14 protein-coding genes are annotated in these 26,419 nt (G+C 74.8%); 7 read left to right on the top strand and 7 right to left on the bottom strand.

Annotation, left to right across the window (positions count from 1 at the left end; genetic code table 11):
* The first annotated feature begins 9 nt into the window (after positions 1 to 9).
* The 6 genes from ACZ3II_RS31560 to ACZ3II_RS31535 are packed head-to-tail and all read left to right on the top strand — an operon-like array spanning position 10 to position 17,845.
* Positions 10 to 7,224, top strand: coding sequence for an amino acid adenylation domain-containing protein (locus ACZ3II_RS31560; protein WP_465522118.1), 7,215 nt, complete (start codon positions 10 to 12; stop codon positions 7,222 to 7,224).
* Positions 7,221 to 14,030 carry an amino acid adenylation domain-containing protein gene (locus ACZ3II_RS31555; protein ID WP_465522116.1) on the top strand — a complete coding sequence of 2,270 codons (6,810 nt, stop codon included), beginning with the start codon at positions 7,221 to 7,223 and terminating at the stop codon, positions 14,028 to 14,030. Before ACZ3II_RS31560 ends, ACZ3II_RS31555 begins: the two co-directional genes overlap by 4 nt.
* The gene (fabD, locus tag ACZ3II_RS31550; RefSeq protein WP_465522114.1) at positions 14,027 to 14,890 is read left to right on the top strand and encodes an ACP S-malonyltransferase; all 864 of its coding nucleotides are present in this window, start codon (positions 14,027 to 14,029) and stop codon (positions 14,888 to 14,890) included. The genes ACZ3II_RS31555 and fabD overlap by 4 nt, the downstream gene beginning before the upstream one ends.
* Positions 14,887 to 15,663, top strand: a complete 777-nt coding sequence (locus tag ACZ3II_RS31545) for a thioesterase II family protein (RefSeq protein WP_465522112.1) — start codon at positions 14,887 to 14,889, stop codon at positions 15,661 to 15,663. The genes fabD and ACZ3II_RS31545 overlap by 4 nt, the downstream gene beginning before the upstream one ends.
* Positions 15,663 to 16,487: a 4'-phosphopantetheinyl transferase family protein gene (locus ACZ3II_RS31540; RefSeq protein ID WP_465522110.1), complete on the top strand. Its 825-nt coding sequence runs from the start codon at positions 15,663 to 15,665 to the stop codon at positions 16,485 to 16,487. Before ACZ3II_RS31545 ends, ACZ3II_RS31540 begins: the two co-directional genes overlap by 1 nt.
* Positions 16,484 to 17,845 (top strand): MFS transporter, encoded by a 1,362-nt coding sequence (locus ACZ3II_RS31535; RefSeq protein WP_465522108.1) that lies wholly within the window; start codon positions 16,484 to 16,486, stop codon positions 17,843 to 17,845. The genes ACZ3II_RS31540 and ACZ3II_RS31535 overlap by 4 nt, the downstream gene beginning before the upstream one ends.
* 64 nt (positions 17,846 to 17,909) lie before the next feature.
* Here ACZ3II_RS31535 and ACZ3II_RS31530 read toward each other — a convergent pair whose 3' ends face one another.
* From ACZ3II_RS31530 to ACZ3II_RS31500, 7 genes are all read right to left on the bottom strand, one after another.
* Positions 17,910 to 18,092 (bottom strand): tautomerase family protein, encoded by a 183-nt coding sequence (locus ACZ3II_RS31530; protein WP_465522106.1) that lies wholly within the window; start codon positions 18,090 to 18,092, stop codon positions 17,910 to 17,912.
* Between the two features lie 9 nt (positions 18,093 to 18,101).
* On the bottom strand, positions 18,102 to 19,361 hold the full coding sequence (locus ACZ3II_RS31525) for a DegT/DnrJ/EryC1/StrS family aminotransferase (RefSeq protein WP_465522104.1): 1,260 nt from the start codon (positions 19,359 to 19,361) through the stop codon (positions 18,102 to 18,104).
* Positions 19,351 to 20,964 (bottom strand): (2,3-dihydroxybenzoyl)adenylate synthase, encoded by a 1,614-nt coding sequence (locus tag ACZ3II_RS31520; protein WP_465522102.1) that lies wholly within the window; start codon positions 20,962 to 20,964, stop codon positions 19,351 to 19,353. Before ACZ3II_RS31520 ends, ACZ3II_RS31525 begins: the two co-directional genes overlap by 11 nt.
* Positions 20,965 to 20,993: 29 nt before the next feature.
* Positions 20,994 to 21,908, bottom strand: coding sequence for an AfsR/SARP family transcriptional regulator (locus tag ACZ3II_RS31515; protein ID WP_465522100.1), 915 nt, complete (start codon positions 21,906 to 21,908; stop codon positions 20,994 to 20,996).
* 18 nt (positions 21,909 to 21,926) lie between these two features.
* On the bottom strand, positions 21,927 to 23,090 hold the full coding sequence (solA, locus tag ACZ3II_RS31510) for an N-methyl-L-tryptophan oxidase (protein ID WP_465522098.1): 1,164 nt from the start codon (positions 23,088 to 23,090) through the stop codon (positions 21,927 to 21,929).
* Positions 23,087 to 24,166 (bottom strand): LLM class flavin-dependent oxidoreductase, encoded by a 1,080-nt coding sequence (locus ACZ3II_RS31505; RefSeq protein WP_465522096.1) that lies wholly within the window; start codon positions 24,164 to 24,166, stop codon positions 23,087 to 23,089. Before ACZ3II_RS31505 ends, solA begins: the two co-directional genes overlap by 4 nt.
* Before the next feature lie 100 nt (positions 24,167 to 24,266).
* Positions 24,267 to 24,512: a phosphopantetheine-binding protein gene (locus ACZ3II_RS31500; protein ID WP_465522094.1), complete on the bottom strand. Its 246-nt coding sequence runs from the start codon at positions 24,510 to 24,512 to the stop codon at positions 24,267 to 24,269.
* 352 nt (positions 24,513 to 24,864) lie between these two features.
* Between ACZ3II_RS31500 and ACZ3II_RS31495 the strand changes: the two genes are divergently transcribed.
* Positions 24,865 to 26,388: an MFS transporter gene (locus ACZ3II_RS31495; protein WP_465522092.1), complete on the top strand. Its 1,524-nt coding sequence runs from the start codon at positions 24,865 to 24,867 to the stop codon at positions 26,386 to 26,388.
* Positions 26,389 to 26,419 lie beyond the last annotated feature (31 nt).

Genomic DNA, 26,419 nt, shown 5'->3' with positions numbered 1-26,419 from the left:
GAGCCGAGGATGTACGACACACCCTTCCCGCTGACCGAGATCCAGGAGTCGTTCTACGTCGGCCGCACGGTTCTCGGCGGGCGCGGCGCCGAGGTGCACGTCGAGTTCGACGTCGACGACCTCGACGTCGCCCGGATGGAACAGGCCTGGAACCGGCTGGTCGCGGTCACCGACATGCTCCGCACGACGGTACGGCAGGACGGCACCCAGATCACGGCGCGGGAGGTCACCCCGTACCGGATCAAGGTGGCCGATCTCGCCGGGCTGGCCCCGGCCGAGCGTGCTGCCGCCCTGGCCGGGCTGCGCGACGAGGCCGGCTTCGACCCCGCCACCTGGCCGCTCTTCTCGATCCGTGTGGCGCTGCTCGGCGGCGGGGCGGCCCGCGTGCTGCTGGCCGTCGACGAGATGGTCGCCGACGGGCCCAGCGTCTCCCTGCTGCTGCGCCAGTGGCACGAGATCTACCGCGACGGCCGCGCCCCGGAGGCGCCCGGCATCGGCTTCCGTGAGTACACCGCGGCGATCTCGCGCCCGCCGCTCGACGACGACCTCGCGTACTGGCGCGCCAAGCTCGCCGCCGCCGACCTGGACCGTCCCGCGCCGTTCACCGTCCGGCCCGGCGCCGATGCCACCCGGCGCCGCCTGTCACAGCGGTTCGCCGCGGCCGACTGGACGTCAGCCGCCGGGGTGGCCCGGGCCGCCGGGGTCACCCCGTCCGCGCTGCTGCTCACCCTCTACACCGCCGTGCTGGACGGGCCGGGCCGGCCGGTGGTGCTCACCACCTACAACCGGCTGCCGGTGCACCCCGACGTGCCCCGGCTGGTCGGCCCGCTCATCTCCACCGCCGTGTTCCTGACCCCGGAGGGCGACGGCACACTGCGCGACCGGCTCGCGGCGGTGCAGTCCCAGCTGTGGCGGGACCTGGAGCACGGCACGGTCAGCGGCATCCGGGCGCATCGCGACTGGACCCGTTCCGACCGGTCGCGCACGGGCACGGCGATCCCGGTCGTCTTCACCAGCCTGCTCGGCAGCCTCGCGGCGGGCGGGGCGACGGCCGGCCCGGACAGCTGGGCCGCCCGCGTCGACGACTCCGCCACCATCACCCACACCCCCGGTGTCGAGCTGGAGTGCTGCGTTCAGCAGAGCGCCGGCGGCGAACTGGTGATCTCCTGGGACTACGCCGGCGGTGTGCTGGACGACGACGCGGTACGCGACGCGTTCGACCGCCTCGCCGACTGGCTGGGCCGCATCGCCCGCGACGGCGAGACCGCGCTGGCCACCGGCCCGTCCCCGGCCGCCGTGACGCGGCCCGACATCACCGGGCTGCCGTTGACCGAAGTGCAGTCGGCGTACGTCGTCGGCCGTACCGCCGGGCTCGGCGACGACACCGAGACCCGGGTGTACCAGGAACTCGAACTGCGCCACCACGACCTGGACCGGCTGGAGGACGCCTGGCGGCGCCTGATCCGTCACCACCCGGCGCTGCGTGGGTCGGTGGAGCCGGACGGCACGCTCACCGTGCGGGGGAGCGTGCCCGACTACGAGATCACCCGGCACGACCTGCGCACGGCCGGCCCGGCCCGGATCGAGGCGCACCTCGCGGCGACCGCCGACCGGATGCGCTCGCGCCGGTTCGGGCTGGGCCGCTGGCCGATGTTCGACGTCGAGGCCACCCTGCTGCCGGGCGGCGCCCTCATCCTGCACCTGGCGATCGACGCGCTGTGCGTGGACGCGCAGAGCATCGCCCTGCTGCTGGGCCAGCTCATCGCCCTGCACGACGGCCGCGACGACGTGCTCGACGAGGCGGCCACCGACCTGGTGGGGCATCTGCGCTCGCTGGACGAGGGGGCCCGGCTGCCGGCCGCCGCCACGGCCGCCCGGGAATGGGCCGGCAAATTCGCCGCGCTGCCGCCGGGGCCCGCCCTGGCCGACACCGGACCCCGCGTGCACCGGCGCTTCGACCTGCCCCGGGCGGCGCTGTGGGAGCGCGCCGCGACGGTCGGCGTGCCCGCGGACATGCTGCTGCTCACCGCGTACGTCGACGCGTTGCGGGAGCGGTTCTCCGGCCCGTTCACCGTCGTGGTGGTGTCCTGGGACCGGCCCGCCGGCCGGGAGACGGTGGCCGGCGACTTCACCGGGCTGGCGTGGCTGGTCGTCGGCGACGACCTGCCGGCCGATCCGGACGACCGGGCCCGCGAGATCTGGGCCCGGGTCCGCGCCGACCTCGACCGCGGCGTCGCCGAGCCGGGACTCGGCCATCTGCGCCGGAGGGCGTTCCGGGCACGGGGCGCGCTGCGCCTGCCGGTCGTCTTCACCCGCCTGCCGAACGTGCCCGCCGACCTCTCGGCCGAGGGTGTGCGGGTACGGCTGAGCCAGTCGCAGACCTCGCAGATCGCGCTGGACAACGTGCCCCTGATCGCCGGGGACGAGCTGATCTGCCAGTGGGACGCCGCCGGTGACGCGCTGCCGGCCGCCGATCTGGACGCGCTGTTCGCCGGGTACGAGCGCCGCGTCCGGGCGGCCGCCGCTCTCCCGGCGGGCGCCGGGCCGGCGCCGACCCTGTCCGCGCTGCTGGCCGCCGCCTTCGCCGAGCACGCCGGCGCACCCGCGGTACGCGGTGACGGCCCCGTCCTGGACTATGCCGAACTGGACCGGCGGACCGGCCGCCTGGCCGCCCGGCTGATCCGGCACGGCTGCCGTCCCGGCGACCACGTCGGGGTCCACATGGACCGCTCGGCCGATCTGGTGACCGCCCTGATCGCGGTGGTCCGGGCGGGCGGCGTGTACGTGCCGATCGACCCGGTCAACCCGCCGGACCGGGTACGTTTCCTGATCGAGGACGCCGGGGCGCGCCTGCTGCTCACCGACCGTGGGCACGCCGGGGTGGACGCGGCCGGGGCCCGGGTGCTGGTCGTCGGTGACCCCGCGGACGACATCGACGAACCCGCGCCGTGGGCGCCGGTGGGCCCGGCCGACCCGGTCTACATGATCTACACCTCCGGGACCACGGGACGGCCGAAGGGCTGCCGCAACACCCACCACGGTGTGGCCAACCGGCTGCTCTGGATGCAGGACACCTTCCCGCTCACCGGCGCGGACCGGGTGCTGCAGAAGACGCCGTACGGCTTCGACGTCTCGGCCTGGGAGTTCTTCTGGCCGCTGCTGACCGGCGCGTCGATCGTGGTCGCGCGTCCCGGCGGTCACCAGGACACCGGATACCTGGCCCGGCTGATCGCCGGCGCGGGTGTCACCGTGACGCACTTCGTGCCGCCGATGCTGGACATCTTCCTGCGCGACCCGTCCGCCGGGCGCTGCACCGGGCTGCGGTACGTCTTCGCCAGCGGCGAGGCCCTCCCGCTGGGCACCATGCGCCAGTTCTTCGCCACCCTCCCCGGCGTCGAGCTGCACAATCTGTACGGCCCGACCGAGGCCGCCATCGACGTGACGCACTGGCCGTGCCGCCCGGACTGGACCGGCCCGGCAGTGCCGATCGGCCGCCCGGTCGCCAACACCACCATCCACCTGCTCGACGAGAACCTCGCACCGGCGCCGGAGGGCACGCCGGGGGAGATCTGCATCGGCGGTGTGCAGGTGGCGCTCGGCTACCACCGCCGGCCCGAACTGACCGCGGAACGCTTCGTCACCACCGCCCACACCGGCCGCGTGTACCGGACCGGCGACCTGGGCCGGTGGTCGGACGACGGCGAGCTGCTGTACCTGGGCCGGATCGACAACCAGTTCAAGTTGCGCGGCATGCGCATCGAGCCGGAGGAGATCGAAGCCGCCCTCGTCGAGCGGGCCGGATGTGCCGACGCCCGGGTGCTGCCGGTGCCCGGCGGCGCCGACGGGCCGAGTCTCGGCGCGTTGTGCGTGGCCGACGGCGAGCCGCCCGCGCCGGCCGAGATCCGCACGGCGCTGGCCGGGACGCTACCGGCCACCCTCATTCCCAACCGGTTCCGTTTCGTGTCCCGGCTGCCGCTCACCCCGAACGGCAAACTGGACCGCGCCGCGGCCACCGCCCTGTTCGGCACGGGCGACCCGGAGCCGGCCCGGGCGAGCGCGCCGGACCTGCTGTCCACGGTGACCGCGGTGGCCGAGGAGGCGCTCGGCGTGACCGGGCTGGCCGCCGACGCCGACCTGTTCGACCTGGGCGCCACCTCGTTCACCGCCATCCGCATCGCCCAGGACCTGGAACGCCGTACCGGGCGCCAGCTGCCGGTGGACGCGTTCATCGACGCCCCGACGGTCGCCGGGCTGACCGCCGCGCTGACGGGAACCGCCCCGGCCACCGCCACGCCCGATGCCGTTCCGGCAGTGGACGCCGTGGACGCCGGGGTCGTCGCGGGGATCGCGGCCGAACTGCTGCGCATGCCCGCGGTCGACACCGGCGCCGACCTGTTCGCCCTCGGCGCCACCTCGTTCACCATGATGCGGCTCGCCCAGGCCCTCAAGGACCGGCACGGCGTCGACGTCGCCGTCGACGCCGTCATCGACGAGCCCACCCCGGACGGCATCGCACGGCACCTCGCCGGGACGGCCGGCCCGGCGCGGGGCGCCGGCGGCGGCCCGGACATCCGGATCGCGTTCGACCCGGCCGCGAAGAAGGCCTTCCAGGAGGCGCGTGTCGCCGAGCGGCGGCTGCCGGCGGACCTGCTCCGGGTGCCGCTCGGCGAGGTGCCCGCGACCGAGCCGCTGGAACTGTTCGACGCCAGCTCGTTCCGTGACTTCCGCAGCGACGCGATCCCGCTGGGTGCCCTCACCGACCTGCTGGCGCTGCTGGTCGCCGGCACCATGGACGGCCGCCGCAAGCGCCGCTACCCGTCGGCCGGCGGCTTCTATCCGGTGCAGGTCTACGTGCAGGTCCGCGACGGCCGGGTGACCGGTCTGGACGGCGGCTTCTACTACCTGGATCCGGGGCAGCGCTGCCTGGTCCGGATGGCCGAGGGCGGCACGTTCGACGACGGCGCGCACGTCGCCCACAACCGGCCGGTCGTGGCCGCCGCGGCGCTGGCCGTCTACCTGGTCTCCACGCCCGCCGCCATCGCCCCGGCGTACGGCGCCCGGCTGTCGGCCCGGTACAGCGCCGTCGAGGCCGGGCACATCGCCCAGCTGGCGATGACCGAGGCGCCGCGGCGCGGGCTCGGCTTCTGCCCGGTGGGGGAGATGAACGCGAGCGGACTGCGGGCCGCCCTGCGCCTGGACGACGACCAGGAACTGCTGCTGTCGCTCTGGGGCGGCGCCCTGGACGAGCAGGCGCGGCAGCGCCGGGCCGGCCTGTCCGAGCCGGTTCCCGCCACCGCCGGCGCGGCCGCCCCGGTGGCGGTGATCGGGTTCGCGGCCCGGCTCCCCGGCGCGAACACCCTCGGCGAACTGGATGCGCTGCTGCGCTCCGGCGCCACCGCGATCGGCCCGGTCCCGGAGGAACGCTGGGCGCCGATGGCGCCGCGGTCCGGCCGCGGCGGGGTGAAGGCCGGCGGCTACCTCGACGACGTGACCGCCTTCGAGGCCGACGAGTTCGGTGTCACCCCGGACGAGGCCCGTGCCGTCGATCCGCAGGAACGGCTCCTGCTCGGCGTCACCCGGGCCTGCCTGGAGGACGCCGGCGTCACCGCCGCGCAGCTGGCCGCCACCGGACCGGTGGGTGTCTTCGTCGGCGCGATGTGGGCCGACCACGCCGTGTACGGCGTCGACGCCCGCGCCCGGGGCGAGGACGGCACCCACGCCACCCGGGCCGGCCTCGCGCACCGGATCTCGCACGCGTTCGACCTCTCCGGCCCGAGCGCGCTGATCGACAGCGGCTGTGTCTCCGGGCTCGCCGCGATCGCCGACGCGGTGCACGCGCTGCGGTCCGGCCGGTGCACGGCTGCGGTCGCCGCGGCCAGCAACCTCGTCCTGCACCCGGACCACCTGGACGTGCTCGCCCAGCTCGGACTGGTCGCCGAGGAGGCCGACTCGTGCGCCTTCACCGACCGGGCCAGCGGCTGGATCGTCGGCGAAGGGGTCGGCGCCGTCCTGCTCAAGCCGCTGGACCGGGCGCTCGCCGACGGTGACCCGATCCACGCGGTGATCCGCGGCGCGGCGGTCCGGCACTCCGGGGCGACCCGCCAGTTCGGCCTGCCGAACCGCGCGCGGCAGGAGGAGACGCTGCGGGCGGCGCTCGCCGACGCCGGTCTGCCGCCCGCCGCGATCGGCTACGTGGAGGCGGCCGCGTCCGGCGCCGCCCTGGCCGATGCGCTGGAGGTGCAGGGGGTGGCGCGGGTGTTCGCCGACGCCGCACCGGTCCCGGTCGGCTCGATGAAACCCACCCTCGGCCATCTCGAGGCGGCCTCGGTCCTCGGCCAGCTCGGCAAGGTGATCTGCCAGTTCCGGGCCGGGCGGTTGTACGGCACCCGCCTCACCGCCGAACTCAGCCCCAGCGTGGCGGCCGCCGCCGACCGGGCGCCCGTGGTCCGTGACCACCAGCCCTGGCCGCAGCGGCCGGACTCCGGCGGCGTGGACCGGCGGCGGGCCCTGATCAACGGTTTCGCCGGCACCGGCGCGTACGGCTGCCTGGTCGTCGAGGCGCCGCCGCCCGCGGTGACCGAGCCGGACGCGGCCGGCCCGCACCTGCTGCCGCTCTCCGCCGACACCCCGGAGAACCTGGCCGCGCTGGCCGGAGCTCTCGCCGATGCGGTGCCCGCCGCACCGCTGGCGGCGGTGGCGCGCACCCTGCAGCACGGCCGGGCCGCCCGCCCCGAGCGGGCCCTGGTCGCCGCCGCGACAGCGGACGAGGCCGGGCGCCTGCTCCACGAGCTGGCCGCGTCGATCCGCGACGGCGGTGAGCGGACGGCCGGCCCGATCCCGGCGGACGCCGCCGCGACGGCCGCCGGCTGGGTGGCCGGACATCCGGTGACCTGGCCCGCCCCGGCCACCGGCCCGCGGGCCGCGCTGCCGGTCACGCCGCTGACCACCCGGTCACCGCAGCCGGTCGCGCCGCCACCGCCGGTGGCCGGCGGCGGCAGCCCGGTGGAACGCCTGGTGGCCGTCGTGGTCGCGGAGACCGGCATCGACGCGGCCCGCCTCACCCCGGACAGCGACCTGCTGGCGCTCGGCGTCACCAGCCGCCAGTTGCAGCGCATCGCCGCCCGGGCGGCCGCCGAGGGAGGCCGCCCGCTCGCCCTGGAGACCCTCTTCGAGACCGAGACCCTGGACGGTCTCGCCACCGCCGCGTTCGGAGACGACCGATGAGCCTCACCACCACCGCCTGGTCCGAGGTCCCGCTGACCGAGGAGCAGGAAGGGCTTCTCTACCTGCACCGGATGGAACCCGCGCGGGGCCGCTACCACGTGCCGGTGGCCTTCGAGATCACCGGCGGCCTGGACGTCGCCGCCCTGGAGGCCGCGCTCGGCCACCTGGTGCGCCGGCATCCGCTGCTGACCGCGGTGCCCGGCGACGGGACACTGGACGCCGACCCGGAACGGCCGATGCCGCTGACCCGCGTCACGCGTACCGGACTCGGCACCGGCGACGCCGTGCCGCTGCTGCGCGACAGCGTGGCGGAGCCGCTGGACGTCGACGGCGCCGGGCTGAGCCGGGCGCTGCTGGTCACCGCCGCACCCGACCGGCACTACCTGCTGATCGTGGCGCATCACCTGGCGCTCGACGGCGAGTCGGCCGGGGTCCTGGTCACCGACCTGTGGGCGGCCTACACCGCGGCGTACGCCGGGGACCGCCCGCCGGGCGAGGCGGCCGGCCCGGACGTCTACCGCCGGGAGGCCGCGCGCCGCAGCGCCGAGCTGGACCGCCACGGCGAGCGGCTCACCGGGTACTGGCGTGAGGTGATCGCCGGCGGGGCCGGTCCGGTCGAGCTGCCGTCCGACGGTGACACCGGCGACGAGGGCACCGGCGTGCTGGCCCTGGACCTGCCGGCCGGCCCGGTCGCCGCCCTGGCCCGGCAGCGGCGTGCCGGCGTGTTCGCGGTGTTGCTCGCCGCGTACATGCGGACCCTCGGCCGGTACGCGCGCAGCCCCCGGGTGACGGTGGCCGTGCCGGTCAGCACCCGGCCCGGCGCGGAACTGGACGGCGTCGTCGGCAACTACGTCAACACCGTGCTGGTGCGTTCACCGGAGGCCGGCGAACTGCCCGCCGGGGCCTACGTGCGCGAGGTGCAGTCCGCGATGGCCCGCGCCATCGATCACAGCGCGCTGCCGTACCCGCGGATCGCCGGCCTCGCCGCCGGGACCGGACCGCTGTTCGACTGCGTCTTCACCTACCAGAGCTGGTACGACACCGGCGCCCTGGGCTCCGGGGTGCCCGGCCTGCGGCTGCGGCTGCTGCGTGAGGTGCATCAGCCGGTCGTCGGCGACCTGACCCTGGAGATGTTCACCGACGGTGACCGCTTGCGCGGCTCGCTGCGGTACGCCCGCGGCCGTCTCGCCGAGGAGACGGTGACCGCGTTCGCCGAGCAGTTCGCCGCCACCCTCGCCGCGTTCGCCGGCGACCCGGACACCCCGGTCGCCGCCCTGCCGGACGTCGCCACCGCGCCGATGACCGGCGCGGCCCACGACGTCGACCCCGCCGCGGACGTCGACCGCCTGCTGCGCGACGCCGCCCGTGTCCACGCCGGCCGGACCGCCCTGAGGGAACGCGACCGGCGGTGGACGTATGCGGAGCTGGACGAACGGGTGGCGGCGCTGGCCGCGGGGCTGCGCGACCACGGCGTCCAGCCGGGCGGCGCCGTCGGTGTCAGCCTGCCCCGCAGCGCCGGGCAGGTGCTCGCGGTGCTGGCGGTGCTGCGGGCCGGGGCGGTGTTCGTGCCCCTGGACCCGGGCCACCCGCCGCGCCGCCGCGCCGAGATCGCCGAACAGGCGGCGCTGACGCTGGTCGTCACCGCTCCCGGGGCCGCGGTCCCGGACGGGGTGCCCGCGGTCACGCTCGACGATCTGGACGGGCCCGGCCGTGCCCCCGCGCCGCAGCCGCGCCCCGGCGACCCCGCCTACATCCTGTTCACCTCCGGCTCCACCGGGCGGCCCAAGGGTGTGGTGGTCGAGCACCGCGCGATGGTCAATCATCTGGAGTGGTCCCGCCGCTACTTCGCGGTGACACCGGAGGACGTGATGGCGTTCTCCGGGACCCTCAGCTTCGACGTGACCCTGCACCAGCTCCTCGTGCCGCTGGTCTGCGGCTCCTGCCTGCTCGTCGTGCCGGAGGGGGAGCAGCACGACCCGGACGCGATGGCCGGGACCCTGCGCGCCGGTGGGGTCACCCTGTTGCACGTGGTGCCCGCCCTGTTGCGGCTGCTCACCGACAGCCCGGAACTGGCCCGGGTGACCACCCTGCGCGCGGTGGTCAGCGCGGGGGAGGCGCTCACCAACAACCTGCGCCGCCGGTTCGCTGCGGCCCACCCGGCCCGGCTCTACAACGCGTACGGGCCCACCGAGGCCACCGTCTACGCCACCGTGTTCGACGCCTCCGGCACGCCGGGACGCTGGGACCGCCAGGCCGACGTGCCGATCGGCCGGCCGCTGGACAACATCGACTGCCACGTCCTGGACGAGTCGCTGCGCCCGGTGCCGCCCGGCGCGCCCGGCGAGCTGTGCCTGTCCGGGGTGGCGCTCGCCGCCGGCTACCACGGTGACCCCGGGCGGACCGCCGAGCAGTTCTGCGAGATCGACGGCGCGGACGGGCCGGTACGCCTGTACCGCACCGGGGACCTGGTCCGGCTGCTGCCCTCCGGCGACCTGTCCTACCTGGGCCGGCTCGACCACCAGGTGAAGCTGAACGGGTTCCGGGTGGAACTGGGCGAGGTGGAGGCGGCCCTGCTCGACGGTGCGGACGTACGCGCCGTGGTCGCCGTGGTGCGCCGCTCCGACGAGGGTCACGCGCAGCTGGCCGCCTACGTCACCCCGGCCGGCGTCGACACCGCCGCGCTGCGGGCCGTCGTGGCCCGGCGGCTGCCCGCCTACATGGTGCCCACCCACCTGGTCGCGCTCGACGAGCTGCCGCGGCTGCCGAGCGGCAAGGTGGACCGTACGGCGCTGCCGGATCCGCGTACGGTCGTGCCGGCGCCCGTGCCGGCGCCCACCACCGCGGCGGCGCCGTCCGGCCGGGTGCTCGAGCTGGTCCGTGCCGCCTGGACGGCGATCCTGGGCGCGCCCGACGGCGACGGCGCGCACTTCTTCGCCACCGGCGGCGACTCGATCCTGGCCATGCGGCTGGTCTCCGAGCTGCGCCGCCGGGGGCTCGTCCTGGACCTGCGGGTCCTCCACGACCACCCGCGCCTGGCCGACCTGGCACGCGCCCTGGACACCGGCGGCGGCGCCGGCGACCAGGCCGGAGCCGGGGCCGGTGCGCCGGAGGCGGACGGTCCCGCGCCGATCCAGCGGTGGTTCCTGGAGACGGTGCGCACCGACCGGCACCACTGGAACCAGTCGGTGCTGCTGCGGCTCACCACGCCGGCCGACCCGGTGCTGCTCGGCATGGCGCTGCAGGCCCTGGTCCACACCCATCCGGAGCTGTCCACCCGGCTCGACGGCGACCGCCTGCTCACCGCCCCGCCGTTCGCCGGACAGCGGCCGGGCGACCTGCTGGACACGGTCACCGTCACCTCCGTGCCGGAGCGTCACGAGGCGATCCGTGCGGTCCAGCGTTCGCTCGACCCGGCCGCCGGGATCCTGATCCGGGCCCGGCTCCTGCACGACACGACGGACGGCGCCGACCTGCTGCTCGTCGTCGTCCACCACCTGGTGGTGGACGGGGTCTCCTGGCGCATCCTGCTCGGTGACCTCGACCTCGCGGTGGCCGCGCTCCACAAGGGCGAGCTGCCGCGACTGCCCGCCGAGCACCGGTCCTACCGGGCCTGGCTCGCCGGGCTGCCTGGCGTGGCCGCCGGCGAGACGACCGCCGCCTACTGGCAGTCGGTCGTCCGCCGGCGCCACGCCGCGGGCGCCCTGCTGCGCGCGGCCCCCGCCGGCGCCGAGGGGCAGAGCCGCCGGCTGGAGCGGACCCTCGACCCGGAGCGCACGGCCGCGTTGCTCGGCCCGGTGCCGTCCGCGCTGGGCGTCACCGTGCACGACCTGTTCACCGCGCTGGTCACCCTCGCCCTGGCCCGCTGGCGTGGTTGCGACCCGGTCACCCTGGACGTGGAGACCCACGGCCGCGGCGACGACGGTGACCTGGCCCGTACCGTCGGCTGGTTCACCGCGCTGTACCCGGTGGTCGTCGACGTCGACCGGACCCGCGGCCCGGCGGCGCACGTGCGGGCGGTCGCCGCCGAGCTGGCGGCGGTGCCGCACGGCGGCGCCGGCTACGGCGCCGTGCGCTGGCACGCCGCCGACGAGCGGGTCCGCGCCGAGCTGGCCGCCGCGCCCGCCGCGCTGGTCAGCTTCAACTACCTGGGCCGCCTGGACTCCGGCGCGGCCGGGGAACGCTTCGCGATCGTGGGTGAGGCGGTGCCGGGGGAACGGTCCCCGCGGGCGGAACGAGGGCACACCGTCGAGCTGTACGGCCTGGTCCGCGACGGCCGGCTGACCATCGGGGCCACCTATGCCGAGCAGCCCGTCGACGGCGTCGGCGCGACCGCGGTGACCGCCCTGCTCGACCACCTGGACGGGCTGTGCCGGGCGGTGGCCGCCGAGGCGGGCGGGCCGGCCGAGATCCCGATCACCCCCCAGCAGTACGGCATCCTCGTCGACTCGCTGGCCCGGCCGGGCGCCGGCCGGTACGTCGAGCAGCTGAGCTGGATCTGGCAGGGCCCGCTGGACCTGGACCGGTTCACCGCCGCGTGGGCGCACGTCGCGGGCCGGCATGCCGCGTTGCGCAGCGCGTTCCGCTGGGACGGGCCGGCCCGTACGGTCGTGCTGCCGCGGATCACCCCCGAGGTACGGGTGGTGGCCGACAGGCCGTGGCCGGAGGTGACCGCCGAGGACCGGTCCCGTGACTTCGACCTGAGCCGGGCCCCGCTGTTCCGGCTCACCGTCCAGCCGGGCGACGGCGAGCACCGGGTGCTGTTCACCTTCCACCACGCGCTGCTGGACGGGTGGAGCACCGCGCTGGTGCTGGAGGACTTCTACCGGGCGTACCTGGGACGGCCCCGCCCGGCCGACCCGGGCGAGCCGGACGCCTGCGGCCACGCCCGCTGGCTGGCCGCGCAGAACACCACCGACGCGGAGGCGTTCTGGTCGTCCCGGCTGTGCGGTCTGCGGCCGCTGACCCGGCCCGGCGTCACCGGTGACATCGCACCGGGCACCGGCGCCGGCCGCCACCAGGTCCGGCTGCCGCGTGCCGGGCTGACCGGCCTGCTGGCCTCGGCGGCACAGCGGGGCGTCACCGAGAGCACCGTGCTGCAGGGCCTGTGGGCGCTGCTGCTGTGGCGGGCCGCCGGAGCGGCCGGGCCGGCGCCGGTCTGCTTCGGGGTGACCTCGTCCGGCCGGGCCATCGACCTGCCCGGTGCGGACCGGATCGCCGGCCTGCTGATGACCACGCTGCCGCTGACCGTCGAGGTCCGCCCGGACGAGCCGGTGCACGACCTGCTGGCCCGGACCCGTACCGCCGCCCTGGAGATGGCCACGTTCGAGTGGGTCGCGACCGGCCAGGTGCACGACTGGAGCGGGCACCGGGGCGGCAGCCCGCTGTTCGAGAGCCTGCTGGTGGTCGAGAACTACCCCAGCGACCTCGGCGACGTCGGGGCGCTGCTGGCGGGCGAGGGCATCCGGATCCACGGCATGTCCGGCGCCGGAGGGGAGACCGCGTACCCGTGCACACTGCTGATCCACCGTGACGGTGACGAGTCGGTGCTGACCGTGGTGCACGACCGCGGAACCCTCGACGACAGTGCCGCCCGGCGGGTCGGCGAGCTGTGGTCCACGGTGCTGGCCCGGCTCGCCGGTCAGCCGGAACTCACCGTGGCCGAGCTGGCCGGCGCGATCACCGACGCCGAGCTGCCGGTGCTGGCCCGCCCGGCGGCGCCCGCCCGGGTGGACGGCCCGGCGGAGTGGCCGGACGGCCCGTACACCGAGGCGGTCCGCGAGGTGTGGCGCCGCGTGCTGGGCGTGCCCGAGGTGGCCCCCGGCGACCACTTCTTCGAGAGCGGCGGTCATTCGCTGCTGGCCAGCCGCTTCCTGCGCGAGGTGGGGGAGCGCTGCGGTCTTCCGGTACGCCTGGACGACCTGCTCACCCATCCCACCGCCGGCGGTTTCGCGCGGGCGCTGGCCGGCGGCGGCCCGGCAGCCGCGCGGTCCACCGTGGTGCCGCTCGCCCCGGGCGCCGGCGCGGCCGTCTACCTGGTGCACCCGCCGGGTGGCCAGGTCGCCTGCTACGGAGAGCTGGCCCGGCACTACCCGGGCGCGGAACCGCTGTTCGGTCTGCGCGACCCGCGTGCCGACCGGCCCGGCGCCCCGCCGGCATGGACCGTGCGGGAGCTGTCCGAGCAGCATCTGCGGGAGCTGGGCGCCCGGACCGGCGCCGGCCCGATGGTGCTCGGCGGGTTCTCCGGAGGCGGCGTGGTGGCCCACGAGATGGCCCGGCTGCTGCACGAACGGACCGGAGCCACCCCGCTGGTGCTGATCATCGACGCGGCCGCGCCGACCGGCCGGGTCACCGACACCGCGGCGGAGGGCAGCTTCCTGCGCCGGGTGCGCGACCACGACCGGGACGGCGGCGCGGCGGGTGACGGCGCCACCCCGGAGACCGGGGACGGCTACCTGGACGAGCTCGCCACGGTCGCCGAGTGGATGCACGGCGCCGGGCAGGGGGACCCGTACGCCCTGCTCGCGTCCACTCTCGAGGCGGTCGAGCGGCACGAGCCGCGACCGTACCCGGGACCGGTCGTGGTGCTGCGCGCCCGGGACACGGCGGTGGGCTCCGGCGAGGGTTTCGCCGTCGACGACTACTACGCCCGGCCCGACATGGGCTGGGGCGGCCTCTGTGGCGAGCTGGAGGTGCGGACCGTGGCCGGCAACCACATCACGTTGCTGACCGGCGACCAGGCCCGCGAGCTCGCCGGCACGATCGCCACGATCGTGCGCCACCACGAGAAGGGAGGGAACTCTCGATGACCAGGGTTCTGTTGTTCGCCGGACAGGGATCGCAACGCGTCGGCATGGGCCGCGCCGAGTTCGACCGCTACCCCGAGGCGGAACGGGAGGCCAGCGACATCCTGGGCTACTCGCTGCGCGAGCTGTGCCTGAAGGACCCGCGGGGCCGGCTCGGCGAGACCCGGTACACCCAGCCCGCGGTGTACGTGGTGAACGCGCTGGCGTACCGGGCCATGGCCGAGGACGGCGAACCGGCGCCGGACCTGGCGCTCGGGCACAGCCTCGGCGAGTACAACGCCCTCTGCGCGGCCGGGGTCTTCACGATGGCCGACGGGCTCCGGCTGGTGCGGGCACGCGCCGAGGCGATGGCCCGGTGCACCGGAGGCGGCATGTCCGTGGTGATCGGGCTGAGCGAGACGTACCTGCGGTTCCTGCTGCTGCGCGCCGGTTTCGGCACGCTCGACATCGCCAACCGCAACTCACCCCAGCAGTACGTGGTCGCGGGCCCGATCGCCGACCTGGAGGAGTTCGGGCAGATCGCCGAGGACGCCGGAGCGCGGATGGTCCGCCGGCTGCCGGTCAGCGGCCCGTTCCACTCCCGCTACATGACACCGGCGGCCGAGGAGGTGGCGCCGGTGCTGCGGGCCGCCCGGTTCGCGGCGCCCCGGTTCCCGGTGATCGCCAACTGCACCGCCGAGCCGTACCCGGCGGACCGGATCGCCGAGCACCTGATCGAGCAGATCGACCACCCGGTGCGCTGGACCGACTCGCTGCGGGCGCTGGCCGCCCGCGACGGCGTCACGTTCACCGAGGTCGGCGGAACCACCCTGACCAGCATGGTGCGGCAGATGCGCCAGGCGACCGCGAAGGAGGCGGCATGAGAACGCAACAGCTCACCGGCCGGACGGTGGTCCGTCCCCACCCGGTCCACGAACCCGCTCTGCGGGTGTTCCTGCTGCATCACGCGGGCGGGTCGCACCTGCTGTACAAGGGCTGGGCGAAGCACTTCCCGGCGGATTGGGAGGTGTGCTCGCTGGAGGCGCCGGGCCGCGGGCGGCTCGCCGGCGAGCCGGCCCGCGACAACGTGGCGGACCTGGTCTCGGACTTCCACGCCGATGTGCTGCCGCTGCTGGACCGCCCGTTCGTCATGTTCGGGCACAGCATGGGCGCGCTGGTCGCGCACCAGCTCGCGGCCCGGCTGATCGGCTGCGGCGACCCGGCGCCACGGTGGCTGGGACTGTCGGCGCGGGCCGCGCCGCGCCCGGACGGCGGCCTGGACCTGCGGACCCGTCACCTGATGCCGGACGGCGAACTGCGCCGATCCATCGCCGAGATGGGTGGCACGCCGGCCGAGGTGCTGGCCGATCCGGAGTGGTGGGACTACCTGGCCCCGTTGCTGCGTACCGACCTGCGGCTGGTGGAGAGCTGGCGGCCGGAGCCGGGCGCCGGGGTGCTGCCGGTGCCGATGTCGGTGTTCGGCGGCCAGGACGACGTCGTGGTGCGCCCGGGCCGGCTCGCCGACTGGCGCGACCACACCACCCGGTTCGTGGGCCTGCACCTGTATCCGGGCGACCACTTCTACCTGCAGTACCGCATAGCCGGGCTGGTGGCCCAGCTGGTGGCCGACGTGCGGCTGGCGACCGGAGGTGGCTGATGACCGACACACCCGTACGCCTGTGGCTGTGCCGCAACGAGGACCTGCCCGTGGTGCACGCCGTCGACCTGGCCCGCTGCTGGCTCGACCCGCAGGAGCAGGAACGGGCCCGCCGCTTCGTGTTCCCGGCGGACCGCTGGCAGTACCTGGTGGCGCACGCCCTGGTGCGCCGGGTGCTCGCCGGGCAGACCGGTGTGCCGGAGGGCCGGCTGCGTTTCGGGCGCAGCCGGCGGGGCCGGCCCTACCTGGTGCCGCCCCCGGCGGGCTGGCCGACCGGCGTCGCCGACCTCGACTTCAACCTCTCCCACGCGGGCGGGGTGAACCTGGTCGGCACCGCGGTCAACCGGCGCATCGGCGTCGACGTGGAACGGCTGGACCGCGACGACGCCGACTCCTGGTGCCGGGTCGCCGAGTCGTTCGCGCCGGAGGAGCGGGACTGGATCGACGGGCTGGCCCGATCCGAGCGGGCCCGTGGCGTCCTGCGGCTCTGGACGTTGAAAGAGGCGTACACCAAGGCTCGCGGTATGGGGATGGCGCTGCCGTTCGACTCGTTCCGGTTCGTGCTCGACGACGAGTCGCGGGTGCGCCGGTTCTGGCCGGCCCGCGACGACCCGGTGGGCCGATGGCAGTTCTTCCAGCTGGAGCCGATGGCGTTCACCGTGGTCTCGGTCGCGGTGGAGGCCGGCGCCGCCGATGCGGAGACCGTGCACCTGCGGCACGGCTTTCCGTGGACCGCCCAGCGCCGCGTGGCGTTCGACCTGCCCGGAGTGCCGGACGGTCCGTCCGGCGCCCGATTCGAGAAACAAGGAGTGATCGTCCGATGACGAAGCCCGTCACCACAGTGCCGGCGGCCGCCACCCACCGGTGGCGCCTGCTGGCGGTGCTCTGCCTCGTGCAGTTCATGCTGATGGTGGACGACACGGTGGTCAACGTGGCGCTGCCGAGCGTCCGGGAGGGACTCGGTTTCACCCCGGCCGGCCTGCCGTGGGTGGTCAACGCGTACATCCTGGCCTTCGGCGGCCTGCTGGTGGTCGCCGGCCGGGTCGGTGACCGGGTCGGCCTGGTGCGCACCTTCGTGGCCGGCACCGCCGTGTTCGCGCTGGCGTCGCTGGCCTGTGGTCTCGCCCAGGCCCCGGAGCACCTGGTGGTCGCCCGGTTCGTGCAGGGGGTGGGCGCGGCGCTGGTCTCCCCGACGGTGCTGGGCCTGATCGCGGTGGTCTTCACCGACGCCGCCGAGCGGGCCCGCGCCTTCGCCGTCTGGGGCACCGTCGCGGTGACCGGCGGCCTGTCCGGGGTGGTGCTCGGCGGCCTGATCACCGGGGTCCTCTCCTGGCGCTGGGTGTTCCTGATCAACCTGCCGGTCGCCGCGGCCGCCCTCCTGCTGCTGCCGCTGCTGGCGCGCGGGGTGGCCGCCGGCCGGCGGCCCGAGGTCCGGATCGGTGTGCTGCCGGCGGTGCTGCTCACCGGCGCGGTCGGCGCGATGGCGTACGGCCTGCTGAGCCTGCATTCCGCGGGCGGCGTGGCGCGACCGCTGGCCGGCGTGGGCGTGGCGGTGGTGCTGGCGGCCGGTTTCGTGGCCGGCCAGCGGTCCGGGCAGGTCCGGCTGATCCCGCCCGGCCTGCTCGCCGACCGGGCCCGGGTCCGGGCCCTGATCATGGGCGTGCTGGCGACCGGCGCGCTGTTCGGCGTGTTCTTCACCCTGACCCTGCAACTGCAGCAGACGCTGGGCCTGTCGCCGGTGCTGGCCGGGCTGGCGTACGTGCCTTTCGCGGCCGGCTCGTTCGGGGCGCTGCGGCTGGGTCCGGTGCTGGCCCGGCGGATGTCCCCGGCCGGCCTTCTCACCTGCTCGTTCGCTGTGGTGCTGGCCGGCGCCCTGTTGCTGGCCGGTGGGGTGGCCGCGGGTGGCTACCCGGCGCTGCTGCCGGGCCTGGTGGTCTTCGGGTACGGGATGTCGGCGGTTCTGCCGGCCACCGCGCAGGCGGCGGTCGCCGGGGTCGCGCCCGAGGAGGCCGGGGTCTCCAGCGGCCTGGTGACCAGCGCACAGCAGCTCGGTGGGGCGCTCGGACTGGCCTTCGCCGGTGTGCTGCTCGGCGCCGCCGGTGACCGGCATCTGGCGGCCGTGGCCGGCGCCGCGGTGCTCGCGACGTGTGCCCTGCTGCTGTCCTTGACCCGGCGCGCCTGACGGCACGTGCCCGGACACGGATCCGGCCCCGATGCGGTCGCATCGGGGCCGGATCGCGGGCCGGTCAGTGGCGTTCGCCGCCGACTCCCCACCGGCCGGCCGGGATGCCGCTGAGCGAGATCCACGTCTGGGTGCGGATCGGCTCGCCGAAGACCCGGACGACCGCCTCGGTCAGCTCGTCGACGAGCCGCTTCTCGGACTCGTCGGTGAGCCGGCTCTCGAACAGTTTCACGTCGATGTACGGCATGGCGCCTCCTCAGGCGGGCAGGGCCCGGGCGGCGGCGCCGCTCCGGGCGGGTTCGGGCCGGTCGAGCACCTCGGTGAGGGCCTGGTCCAGCGTGTGCGCCAGGTGGTCGACCTGGCTGTCGGTCAGGCCGGGGTGGCAGGGCAGGTTCATGTGCTCGGTGAACCAGAGCCGTTCCGCGGTGGGGCACTCGCCGGGCCCGTGCCCGCGCCACCGCCACTCCGGGGTCAGGTGTTGCGGGAAGTAGCGCAGCTGGACCTCCACGCCGCGCCGGTGCAGGGTCCGGACCAGCTCGTCGCGGACCTCCGGGCCGGCGCCGGTGAAGAACGTGTACAGGTGGTACGGGTGATGCACGCCGGCCGGCGGCCGCTGGCGGCGTGTCCGCGGGTGACTGTCGAGCACCTCGTCGAGCCGCCCGGCGATCCAGCGGCGGCGGGCCACCAGCGTCTCCAGCCGGTCCAGCTGGACGAGGCCGACGCCGGCGGCCGCCTCGGCGAGGGTGGCGTTGGTGCCTGCCCGCCGTACCCCCATGCACGCCTGCCGGTACACGTCGGCGGAGAACTTCATCCACGGGAGCAGGAACGGCTCCTTGCCGTCGGCGGGCAGGTAGATGCCGTCCACCTCGTTGTTGCGCCGCCGGTCCAGGCGCTCCGCCCAGTCGTCGCGGTCGGTGGTGATCATCCCGCCCTCGCCGAGCGTGGTGATGTTCTTCGTGGCGTGGAAACTGAAGCAGGCGATGTCGGCGAGTGCCCCCGGCCGGCTGCCGTGATAGGTGGCGCCCAGCGCGTGGGCGCTGTCCTCCAGCACCAGCACGCCGTGTGCCCGGGCGATCGCCATGATCCGGTCCATGTCGGCCGGCCAGCCGCCGTAATGCACCAGCAGGACGGCCCGGGTCCGCGGCGTGATCAGGGAGCGCAGCACCTCCGGGTCCATGTTCAGCGACTCCGGGTCGACGTCGCAGAACCGGACGGTCACCTGCCGGTCGAGCAGGGGCTGCAGGGTCGCCTGGAAGGTCTGCGGGGTGGCCACCACCTCGTCGCCGGGCTGCAGGTCGAGCAGTTCGATGGCCAGTTCCAGAGCCACCGTGCCGCTGGTGACCGAGAGCGCGTGCCGGCTGCCGACGTGCCGGGCGAACCGGGCTTCGAAGCGTTCCCGCAGCGAGCCGGCGGTCAGCGGTTCCTCCGAGTCGACCAGGGCCGACAACGCGGCGATCTCCTCGGCGCCGACGACGCTGCCGCGCCGCGCGAAGGGCACGGCGAAGTTACCGTCCATTGCCGGCCCCCTCGGCGAGTGCGGCGGTGAGCGCCTTCTTGTCCACCTTGCCCAGGCCGGTCAGTGGCAGCCGCGGCACCACCTCCAGCCGGTCCGGCAGCTTGTAGTCGGCGAGTCCGTGGTCGCGCAGCATCCGCCGCAGCTGCGGCAGCCGGGGCGCCTGGCCGGCGGGCACCACCACCGCGCACGTCTTCTCGCCGTGCACCGGGTCGGGCACCGGCACCACGGCTGCCTGCGCCACCTGCGGGTGGGTGATCAGGTACGACTCGATCTCGGTCGCCGAGATCTTGTCGCCGCCGCGGTTGATCACGTCCTTGATCCGGCCCTCCACCGTCATGTTGCCGTCGGGGGTGAGCCGGACCAGGTCGCCGCTGCGGTAGAAGCCGTCCTCGGTGAAGGCCCGCCGGTTGTGGTCCGGCGCGTTGTAGTAGCCGCGCAGCGTGTACGGCCCCCGGGTGAGCAGTTCGCCGATCTCGCCGGCCGGCACCTCGGCGCCGTCGTCGCCGACCACCCGGATCTCGTCGGAGGGCGAGACCGGCCGCCCCTGCGTGGTCAGCACGACCTCCCTCGGGTCGCCGTCCCGGGTGAACGTGAGCAGGCCCTCGGCCATGCCGAACACCTGCTGGAGCCGGCAGCCGAAGGCGGGCTCCACCCGGGCGGCCACCTCGGGGTGCAGTTTCGCGCTGCCGATCTGCACCAGCTCCAGGCTGCCCAGGTCGTGGCGGGTGTCGGGGACCGCCTCGAGCCACATGTGCACGATGGTCGGCACCATCGAGGTCATGGTGACCCGCTCGCGTTCGATCAGCGGGAAGCACTCCTCCGGCGACGGGGTGCCGGCCAGCACGGCGGTGCCGCCGGCGGAGAGCACGCCCAGGACGCCGGGGCAGCCCCAGGAGAAGTTGAACTCGACCGGCAGGATCGTCAGATAGACGGTGTCCTGGTTCAGCCCGCACAGCTCCGAGGTGATCCGCACCTGGTAGGCGTAGTCGTCGTGGGTCCGCGGGATCAGTTTCGGCAGGGCGGTGGTACCGCCGGAGAGCAGGAAGAACGCGACGTCACGAGGGTCCGGTTCGGGCAGCGGCGCCGGATCGGCCTCGATCTGCGCCAGCGACGGGTGGTCGCCGCCGTCCCCGGCGACGAAGACCTGCTGTACGGCGGGCTGCTCCTCCCGTACGGCGGTCGCCAGTCCGCGGTAGTCGAAGCCCTGGAAGACATCCGGCACCACGTACGCGATCGCGCCGGACAGCTCGCACAGGTGCCGGATCTCGGTGGCCCGGTAGGACGGCAGCGCGAACACCGGCAGCGCGCCCAGCCGGAACATCGCGAAGCAGAGCGCCACGAACTCGGGCACGTTCGGCAGTTGGACGACGATCCGGTCCCGGTCCCGGATGCCCCGCGCGGCCAGGCCCGCGGCGAGCCGGTCGGCCCATCCGTCGAGTTCGGCGTAGGTGATCCGGCGGTCGCCGTGCACCAGCGCCGTCCGGCCGGGGTACCGGGCGGCCCAGTCGCGCAGCAGTGACCCGAGGGTCTCCCCGCGCCAGTGGCCGGCCTCGGTGTAGGCCTTGACCAGATCGTCCGGCCAGGGCACACATCCTTCGAGCATGGTGGTCCCTTCGAGTGTGGTGTCGGGTTTCAGAAGCCGGAGGCGGCGGACAGCCGGCTGACCGTCCGCAACAGTGCCTCCTGCTGTTTGACCAGCGAGTTCACCCGGGTACGGAGCTGATCGATCTCGTTGATCAGGTGCACGCCGGCCACCTCGCCGTCCAGGCGGACCGGCGGCCGGCCCGGGGCGAGCAGCGCGGGGGAGTGGTGCAGCACCGCCTGCATCCGGCCGCGCAGCGCCGGGCCCGGCTCCACGCCGAGTTCGTTGAGCAGGACACGGCGGGTGCGGTCGTACACGCCGATCGCCTCGGACTGCCGCCCGCACCGGTACAGCGCGACGATGAGCTGGTCCTGGAAGCGTTCGCGCAGCGGGTGGGCGGTCGCCAGCTCCTCCAGCTCGCCCACCACCTCCGCATGCCGGCCGAGGTCGAGCTGGGTCTCGAAGAGGCCCTCCTGCGTGGTCAGCCGCTGCTCGTGCAGCAGCTCGGCCTCGGCGCTCAGGACCGGGCCCAGGGAGCAGCCCTCGAAAGCGGAGCCGCGCCACAGCGCCAGCGCCGCGCGGAACAGTTCCGCCGCCTGTTCCGGTTGGCCCTCCGCCACCGACCGGGCCGTGGCGGAGAGCTCGGCGAACCGTTCGGCGTCCGACTCGCCGGGAAGGGGCCGCAGGGTGTACCCGGTCGGATCGGTGTGCAGCCGCTCGCCGTCCGCGCCGGCCTCGGCCAGCATCTTGCGCAGCCGGGCGACATGGGCCTGGAGCGCGTTGACGGCGTTCTGCGGGGTGTCGTCACCCCAGATCTCCTCGATCAGCCGGTGCAGGGAGCTGGCCCGGCCGGCCCGGGCGACCAGAAAGGCGAAGAGGGTGCGTTGCTTGACACCGCCCGGGTGGATCCGCCGCCCTCGGACGTCGTCGTAGATGTCCACTGGTCCCAGGATGCGAAGCTGCACGGGAAGTCCTCACGTCGGTCACGGGAAGCGGTCGGGATCGGTGAAATCGAGACGGCATCGCGTCGGCCGGCCCTCGGCCAGATCGGCGAGGGCCTCGCCGATTCCGGTGGCGTGCTTGAACCCGTGGCCGTTGCAGCCGACCCCGATCACCAGCCGCGGGTCGCCGCCCGGCCGGCCGATCAGGAACTGCCGGTCCGGTGTCCGGGTCTTCATGCACGTGGTGACCGCGGACGGCACCGCGCCGACGCCGGGAACGGTGGTGGCGAGCAGCTGGGACAGGCGTTCCCAGTCGGCGGGGGTGACCACGGCCCGCCCGCCGTCATCGGGGTCGATCCGGGCGAAGCCGGCGCCGCCGTCCTCCAGGCCGATCTTGACGTCCTGGCCGCCGGGACCGCCCGGGAAGTCCGGGGACCAGCCGTGGCCCCAGATCGTCATGCCGTCGCCGAGTTCGCGGAGGAACACCGGGAAACGGCCGAGTGTCAGGTCGGCGGCGCCGCTCTCCGGCCGGTACCAGGTCATCGGCATCCGGACGGTCTCCAGCGGCAGGCCGGGCAGCAGCTCGCCGGCCCAGCCGCCGGTGGTCACCACCACCTGCGCGACGGGGAACTCGGCGACCGGGGTGCGTACCACCGCGCCCGAGCCGGTCAGCTCGACACCGGTGACGCGGGTGTGCCGGTGGACCGTCGCACCGGCCTTCTCGGCGGCAGCGACCGCCGACCGTACGCACTCCTCCGGCCGGAGGAGACCGCCGCCGGGCTCCCAGACACCGATGTGGTCGTCCGGCAGGCCGGCGTGGGCCGGGTGGCGCCGGCGTACGGTCGCCGCGTCCAGCACCTCCAACGGGAGGCCGTGCTCCCGGGCGACGGCCAGTGCCCCGCCGGCGAGGTGCCCGCCGGGTGGCCCGAGCAGCAGGCCCCCGGTCCGGGTGAACAGCTGCTGCCCGCTGATCTCGGACAGCTCGTGCCAGAGTTCCAGGGAACGCCGGGCCAGCGGCACCAGCCCGGTGTGCTCCAGGCAGGCGGTCCGGAACATCCGGCTGCCACCGTACGACGCGCCGAAGGCGTGGCCGGGCTCGTACTGCTCGAACCCGATCACCGGGATGCCGCGCCCGGCCAGTTGCCACAGGGCGGCCGAGCCCCAGGCGCCCAGTCCGATGACCGCGACCGTTCCGGGGGCGCTCACCGGGCGGCCACGGCCGGCTCGCCGGCGAACGACGGGGCGACCTCGGCGGCGAACAGCGTGAGCGCGTCGCTGGCCTGACCGAACGTGGTGGTGCCCGGGTTGAACTGGAGGCTGACCGACAGGTCGTCGCCGTAGTCGTCGCGGATCACGGCGAGCTGCGCGCTGACGTCGTCCGGGGTGCCGGCCAGCACCTTGTTGGCCCGCAGCGCCGCGCCGAAGTCGTAGTCGCGGGCCTTCTCCACGAACTTCTCGTAGCCCGGGTACTGCGTGCTGCGGGTGCCGGCCCAGGAGGCGACCGCGTCGGCCATCCGCCGTACGTAGGCGTTCTCGTGCTCGGCTCCGGCGGCCAGCGCGGCGGAACGGTCGGTGGACACGTACACCGTGTATTTGATCTGGATGCGCGGTGCGCCGGGGTGGCCCGCCGCCGCGTAGGCCCGCCGGTAGGCGCCGATCATCTCGCGCAGGGCCTCCGCGGAGGTCACCGACGGCACGACCTGAAGGTGATGGCCGGCCGTGCCGGCGGCGGCGCACGACTCGGCGCTGGTGGCCGAGGCCACGAAGATCGGCGGGTGCGGGTCCTGGAACGGCCGGGGCAGCATGGTGATCGGCCCGAACCGGAAGAACGGGCCGTCGGAGACCACGTCCTCCTCGGTCCACAGCCGCCGGACCGTCTCGACCATCGCGCTGAAGCGAGCCCGGCTGGTGTCCATCGGCACCTCGAACGTGGCGAACTCGTCCGGCAGGAAGCCGCGGCCGAATCCGGCGTCGACACGGCCGTGCGACAGGTGGTCCAGCATGGCGAGTTTGCCGGCCACCTGCACCGGGTGGCTGAACGCCGCGATGATCGCACCCGTGCACAGGCGGATGCGCGTGGTGCGGGCCGCCGCGGCGGTCAGGAAGGTCACCGGGTCGGGGCTGAAGCCGCCGTACGGCGTCGCGTAGTGCTCCACCGTCTGGACGTGCTCGAATCCCAGCCGGTCGGCGATCTCGGTCAGCGCCAGGCTCTCGTCGTAGTACGCCGTGGCGCTCTTGCGGGCCGGATCCACCACCGGGAAGAAGTTGATACCGAATTGCATGTCAGCTCCGTAACTCGCTCGGCTGGCGTTGCGGACGACGCCAACGTAAGTGAGATCCGGAGCCGGGCCCGTGGTCGTCGAGCCCTTGTTGAGCCGGGTTTCAGCGGGCTTCGAGCAGTTCCCACCACCGTCCGATGCACGGCTCGGCGATGAGCGCGGCCGCCGTGACCGGGATTCCGGCGGCGGCCCAGCGGGAGGCCAGGGTCAGCACGGTGACCGAGTCGATGCCCCAGTCGACCAGGTCGTCGTCGTCGGCCAGCTCGTCCGCGGCGACGTTCAGCTTGGCGGCGATCAGTGCACGCAGTTCTTCCTTGTCCGCGGGTACGCGGCGGGCGGTGTCGGTCATGGCGTCGAAGCTAGACGGGATCACGCCGGGCCCGGGCGGTCCCGTCAGCGGTTTGTCATGCCGCTGTCAGCGGTGTGGGGAGCATGAACCCCAGCCGACGGTGGGAGTCGTTTGTGCGTGCGCCCGTTATGTGCAAGAATGCCCGACATGATCTACTGAGAGCGCTTCGACGCCGTACCTCAGGGCGTCCCTCCGTTGCACGCCGTTCGCCTTCGCTTCGGCGTTGCCCTGCCGTCCCGTTGTCCGCGCCGCCCGTGAGTCGTGTCCGGGCCGCCGCGCCGTGGCCGGGAGGGCGGGCAGTCACCGGCATGGCCGGGACGGAACGCGTCGAAGCCGACTCGGGAGATTATCCATGACATCGACCCAGAACAATGCCGTGTCCGAGCGGGACACGGCGCCCCGTACCCGGCGCTGGCTGATCCTCGCCGTGCTCTGCCTGACCCTGCTCACCGTGGTGCTCGACAACACCGTCCTCAACGTCGCGCTGCCGTCGCTGACCGCGGAGCTCGGCGCGAGCACCGCCGACGTGCAGTGGATGATCAACGCCTACTCGATCGCCATGGCCGGCCTGCTGATGTCGGCCGGCAGCGCCGCCGACCGGTACGGCCGCAAGCGCGCCCTGCTCGCCGGTCTGCTGCTGTTCGGCGCCGGCTCCGCCGCGGCCGCGTTCGCCGGTGAGCCGGGACAGGTCATCGCCGCCCGCGCCGTGATGGGCGTCGGCGCCGCCCTGCTCACGCCGTGCACCCTCGCCGTCCTGGTACAGACGTTCACCGACGCCGACGAGCGCCGCAAGGCCATCGGCATCTGGGCGGCGGTCTCCTCGGCCGGCATCGCCTGCGGGCCGGTGATCGGCGGCCTGCTCCTGGCCCACTTCTGGTGGGGTTCGATCTTCCTGCTCAACGTGCCGGTCGCGGTGATCGCGCTGGTCGCCGTGGCGATCCTGGTCCCGGAGTCGAGGAATCCCGCGGGCGAGCGTCCCGACGTGCCCGGCGGTGTGCTGTCCGCGGTGGTCATGGTGGCGCTGGGGATGTCCGTGATCACGGCAGGCGAGAAGGGATGGGGCGCCGTGCCGGTGTGGACCGGCCTGATCGTCTGCGGGGCCGCCCTGATCGCCTTCGTGATCCGCCAGCGCCGGGCCGCCTTCCCGATGCTCGACCTGCGGCTGTTCGCCGACCGCCGGTTCACCGGGGCCGTCGCCGGCGGGCTCCTCGGCGCCTTCGGCATGGCCAGCGCACTGTTCCTGATCACCCAGCACCTGCAGTTCGTGCTCGGCTTCAGCCCCCTCACCGCCGGTTTCGCGATCGCGCCGCTCGCCATCAGCACGATGATCAGCAGTTCGCTGCTCAGCGCCCGGGCCGGCCGCCGGCTCGGCGACGGCCCCACCATGGCGCTCGGCATGATCGCCGGCGGCGCCGGGCTCGCGGTGATCGCCGTCACCGGCCACGACGGCGGCTATCCGGCGACCGCCGCCGGCCTGGTCGTGGTCGGTCTCGGTGTCGGCCTCGCCATGCCGGTCGCCGCGCACGCGCTGCTCGGCGCCATGCCCCCGGAGCGGGCCGGCACGGGCAGCGGGCTCATGCAGAGCCTCCAGGAGGTCGGCGCGTCGCTGGGCGTGGCCGTGCTCGGCGCGGTGCTCACCGCCCGGTTCGCGGCCGGGCTCCCGGGTGGCCTCGGTGAGGACGCCGCCCGTTCGCTGCCCACCGCGCTGGCCGGGACCGGCGGTGACCCCGGCCTGCGCGACCGGGTGACCTCCGCCTTCGCCGACGGCATGACCGTCAGCCAGCTGGTGGCCGCCGCCGCGGTGTGCTGCGGCGGCCTGCTCGCCGGATACCTGCTGACCGTGGCGCAGCGCTCCGGCACACCGTCCCGGACCTGACCTCCGGGCAAGCCGCCGGGCACCGGCCGCC

This window comes from Actinoplanes sp. NPDC019969 (assembly GCF_055562375.1).
This window is presented reverse-complemented; position numbering and strand designations above follow the sequence as displayed.